Raw genomic sequence first — 4,331 nt, 5'->3', positions numbered from 1 at the left:
TCAACGACGCCATCGGTGCCCTGCGCCTGAAGATCGGTCACAGCGAGTTCGCCAAGGCCAAGGGCTTGTTCGAAGACCGCTGGGCGCCGCTTTGGGTGGTGGACTTCCCGATGTTCGAGCACGACGACGAAGGTCAGCGCTGGAACGCGGTGCACCACCCGTTCACCGCCCCGAAAGATGGCCACGAAGACTTGATGAACACCGACCCGGGCGCCTGCGTGGCCAAGGCCTACGACATGGTGCTCAATGGCTGGGAACTCGGCGGCGGTTCGGTCCGGATTCACCGCGCCGACGTGCAGTCCAAGGTGTTCGAGGCCCTCAACATCAGCGAGGAAGACCAGCGCATCAAGTTCGGCTTCCTGCTGGACGCGCTGCAGTACGGTGCGCCCCCGCATGGTGGCCTGGCCTTCGGCCTGGACCGTTTGGTGACGCTGATGACCAAGGCGGAGTCGATCCGTGACGTGATCGCCTTCCCCAAGACGCAGCGCGCCCAGTGCCTGCTGACCGGCGCCCCGAGCATGGTGGACGAGAAGCAATTGCGCGAACTGCACATTCGCCTGCGCAACCCCACGCCAGTGGCTTGATCGGCGGGTTCCACCCGTTCACGTCGAGAGGCGGCCTGAGGCCGCCTTTTTTCTGGGCGCAGGTATAAGCCCGTCCATGTCGTTCAAGATCCCTGAATCGGTGCTGGTGGTGGTCTACACGCCTGCGTTGGATGTGTTGCTGCTGGAGCGCGCCGAGCCGGCGGGCTTCTGGCAATCGGTCACCGGCTCGAAGGACACGCCGGACGAGCCCTGGGCGGCCACGGCCGCGCGCGAAGTGGCCGAGGAAACCGGCATCGACGCTTTGGGGCCCGGCTGCCACTTGGTCGATTGGGGGCTGGAGAACGTCTACGAGATCTATCCCCGCTGGCGCCACCGCTACGCGCCCGGCGTGACCCACAACCGGGAGCGTGTGTTTGGCTTGTGCGTGCCCGTGGGCACGCCGGTGCGGATCGCCCCCCGGGAGCACCGGGCGTGGCGCTGGCTGCCCTGGCGGGAGGCGGCCGATGCCTGCTTTTCGCCCTCCAACGCCGAAGCCGTGCTGCAGTTGCCCCAGCAGCTTGGGGTAACCCCAGCGGCTTGACCGAAACACCGCTGCGGCTGGCATGCTTGCGACCATGACCGCCCGTGCCCGCCATGCCGCCCCGCGTTCCGAGACCCCGAGCGAACCCGCGCCGCTGCGGGTGGCCACCTACAACATCCACAAAGGCGTGCGCGGCCTGGCCCTGGCCAAACGCCTGGAAATCCACGCCCTGAAGCTGGGCGTGCATGCCTTTCAGGCCGACCTCGTCTGCTTGCAAGAAGTGCGCAGCCACCACTTGGGCGATGCGCGCCGTTTCTCGCACCCCTTGCTGGGATGGCCCGGCCCCCAGGCCGATTACCTCGCCCCCGAGGGCTACCACGTGGCCTACCGCACCAACGCCTTCACCAAAGACGGTGAACATGGCAACGCGCTGCTGTCGCGCTTGCCCATCCAGCAGGTGCGGCAACACGACGTCTCCGACCACCGCTTCGAGCAGCGCGGGCTCTTGCACGTGGAGGTGGATTGGCACGGCCAGCCCTTGCATGTGCTGGTGCTCCACCTGGGCTTGTTCCACGGCAGCCGTGTTCGCCAGGTGCAGCAACTGGGCCGCTACCTCGGTGACGAGGTGCCTGCCGACGCCCGCCTGCTGGTGGCCGGCGATTTCAACGACTGGCGCGAGCAGCTGGACCGCCCGATGCTCGAACTCGGCCTGAGCCGCGAGCCCGAAGGCCTGCATCGCACCTTCCCGGCGCGTGCGCCCTTGTTTGCGCTGGACCGCATCTACACCCGCGGCCTGCGCGCCAGCCAAGCCCAAGTGCCGCGCGGCGGCCCCTGGGTGCGCATGAGCGACCACCTGCCCCTGTTGGTCGACCTCCACCCGGCATGAGCCCAGCGTCATGACCCCCTGGCGCGAGCAGGCCCTGCCCCAGGGCGGGCACGAGGTGGACCTGCTGCGCGGGGGCGACGCCTTGTTCCCCGCCATGGAGCAGGCCATCGACCGGGCCGAGGCCGAAGTCTGGCTCGCCAGCTACATCGTCCACACCGACGAGGCCTCGCAGCGCATCCTGCAAGCCCTGTTGCGGGCCGACCGGCGCGGCGTGCGCGTCCGCGTGGTGGTGGACGGCTTTGGCTCGCGAGCCGCCCTGCCTTGGTGGCAGCAGCAGCTCAGCGGCAGCCGTGTGGCTTTGGCGGTGTTTCGACCCATTGACCGCTGGTGGCATTGGTTGCAACCCGGCCAGTTGCGCCGGCTGCACCACAAGCTGTGCGTGGTGGACGACGCCACGGCCTTTGTCGGGGGCATCAACCTCCTGGACGACCGCTTGGACCTCAACCACGGCCCGTTGGACACCCCCCGCCTGGACTTTGCGTTGGGCCTGCGCGGCCCCGTGGTGGGCGAGGTGCAGCACACCGTGCGCCGCACCTGGACACGCGCCTGGCTAGGCCACGAGGTGACCGAGGAATGGCAGACCCTGCTGCTGGCGCCCGAGCCCCTGCAACGCGCCCGGCGCTGGCTGCGCGCCCGCTGGAACGCCTGGCGTGGCACGCGCGCCGAACTCGACCGTCGCCGCCAGCAGCGCCAGGAAGCCGAGGGCGACGAACGCCCGGTGCGCCTGGCCTTTGTACGCCGCGACAACCTCAGCCAGCGGCACGCCATCGAGCGCGAGTACCTGCTGGCCTTGCGCGATGCGCGAGAGCAAGCCGACCTCATCTGCCCCTACTTCTACCCGTCGGCTCGCCTGCTGAGGGCATTGCACCGGGCCGCCAAGCGTGGCGTGCGCATTCGCCTGCTGCTGCAGGGGCGCTTCGACTACCGGCTGGCCGAGATGGCCGCCCGTGCCCTGTACGTCGACCTGCTGCAACGCGGCGTTCGCATCTTTGAATACCGCGCTGCCTTCCTGCACGCCAAGGTGGCACAGGTGGACGGCCACTGGTGCACCGTGGGCTCCAGCAACCTTGACCCCACTTCGCTGGTGCTCAACCTCGAAGCCAACGTGGTCGCCTGGGACCGAGGTCTGGCCGACCGCGTTCGACACGCCTTCGACGAGGCCCTGACCGGTGCCGAAGAAATCCACCCCACCACATGGCTGCCCGGATCGCAGGGTCTGCGCGGCTGGCTGCGCCGGGCGCTGGTGGGCTGGGTGGCGCAGGTCTACCTGCGGGCGGCGGGGGGTGGGCCGTATTGAGTCGCTTCTGACCCCCCCTGCTCAGGTGTGGTGGCGGTGCCAATGTCCCTGATGGGGCGGGGTTTTCATGGGGGGGGGCTCTAATGCGGGGGGGGTAAACCCTTGTTTGGCTGGCCGCTGGATCGGGGTGTCTACACCAAGTGGCTGGCATGCTGGGCCGGCCAACGGGCCGCCCTGCGCGGTACTTTGTAAGCAGGTGTCAATGGTTTTTTGGGCAAGGTAGGCCTAGCACAAGCCACGTCGCCCTGGCAAGGGCGGCCTCCGCAGGCCCGGGGTGGGTGGCCGGGCTGCGCGCCTGCGGGTGAAATCCGCGGCGCAGTCCGTGCCCTGCCGCCCCCCGCTCCATGTCCACCCCGCTGTTCCGCCCCGAAGTGATGCAAGCCCAAGCCGTGCAATGGCTGGGCAGCATCCGAATCGCCAGGCCGCCCAGCTTTGGGGTGGCCACCGGTTTGGCATTGGCATGTGCGGTGGCCCTGGTGAGCTTTGCCACCTGGGGCCAGTACACCCGGAAAGTCAGCGTGCCCGGCGTGCTGGTGCCCGAAGGCGGGCTGATGCACCTCAGCAGCCCTCAAGCCGCCACCGTGGCCGAGGTGCTGGTGAAGGAAGGCGATGCCGTTCAAGCGGGCCAGCCCCTGATTCGCCTGCGCGCCGAGCGCATGCTGGCTGCCGGCGAACTGGGTCAGTTGCAAGCCGCCGCCGTGGCCCAGCGCCGCAGCAGCCTGGAAGCGGAAGCGCGCTTGGCCGAGCAGCAGGCCCAGCAACGCAGTAGTCGGACCTGAAGAACCTCCGCCAAGCCCTCTTTTTCATAGGAGGGGGATCGCCCTGACAGGGGCAATTCCGATGGCCTGAACTCCCGGATTGCATTCCACTGCCCCGCAGTTTCTGGGAGTTTTGGGAGCACTGCCGATGGCCACCGACGACTTCTTCCGCGCGCGCCTGGATGGCATGGTCGATCCCCGCCACCCCCTCGTGGTGCTGGCCACCCGGCTGCCCTGGACCGCGATCGAAGCCAGCCTGGCGCCGCTGCTGGCGCGCAAGCCCAGCAGCCGTACCGAAGTGGCCGACCAGGACCTGTTCGGCCCC

5 protein-coding genes and 1 pseudogene are annotated in these 4,331 nt (G+C 68.7%); all 6 read left to right on the top strand.

All coding sequences use genetic code 11. The features are described 5' to 3' along the window. Positions 1 to 584, top strand: a 584-nt coding sequence (locus O9335_RS15555) for an amino acid--tRNA ligase-related protein (RefSeq protein WP_298389749.1), incomplete at its 5' end; no start/stop codon positions are given. Between the two features lie 76 nt (positions 585 to 660). Further along, entirely contained in the window at positions 661 to 1,125 is a 465-nt protein-coding gene (gene nudB / locus O9335_RS15550; protein ID WP_298389748.1) for a dihydroneopterin triphosphate diphosphatase, read from the top strand. A 34-nt stretch (positions 1,126 to 1,159) separates the two neighbouring features. After that, on the top strand, positions 1,160 to 1,951 hold the full coding sequence (locus O9335_RS15545; protein ID WP_298389747.1) for an endonuclease/exonuclease/phosphatase family protein: 792 nt from the start codon (positions 1,160 to 1,162) through the stop codon (positions 1,949 to 1,951). A gap of 10 nt (positions 1,952 to 1,961) precedes the next feature. Continuing rightward, a complete protein-coding gene (clsB, locus tag O9335_RS15540; RefSeq protein WP_298389746.1) occupies positions 1,962 to 3,248 on the top strand; it encodes a cardiolipin synthase ClsB in 1,287 nt (428 codons plus the stop codon). 344 nt (positions 3,249 to 3,592) lie between these two features. Then, a complete protein-coding gene (locus tag O9335_RS15535) occupies positions 3,593 to 4,027 on the top strand; it encodes a biotin/lipoyl-binding protein (RefSeq protein ID WP_298389745.1) in 435 nt (144 codons plus the stop codon). Between the two features lie 121 nt (positions 4,028 to 4,148). Then, positions 4,149 to 4,331 (top strand): annotated as a pseudogene (locus O9335_RS15530) (IS5/IS1182 family transposase); the annotation flags it as partial.

Origin of the sequence: Inhella sp. (assembly GCF_027532025.1) — a bacterium.
Taxonomy (GTDB): Bacteria; Pseudomonadota; Gammaproteobacteria; order Burkholderiales; family Burkholderiaceae_C; genus Inhella.
Note: the sequence above shows the minus strand (reverse complement) of the source record. Positions and strands in the feature narration are given on the sequence as shown.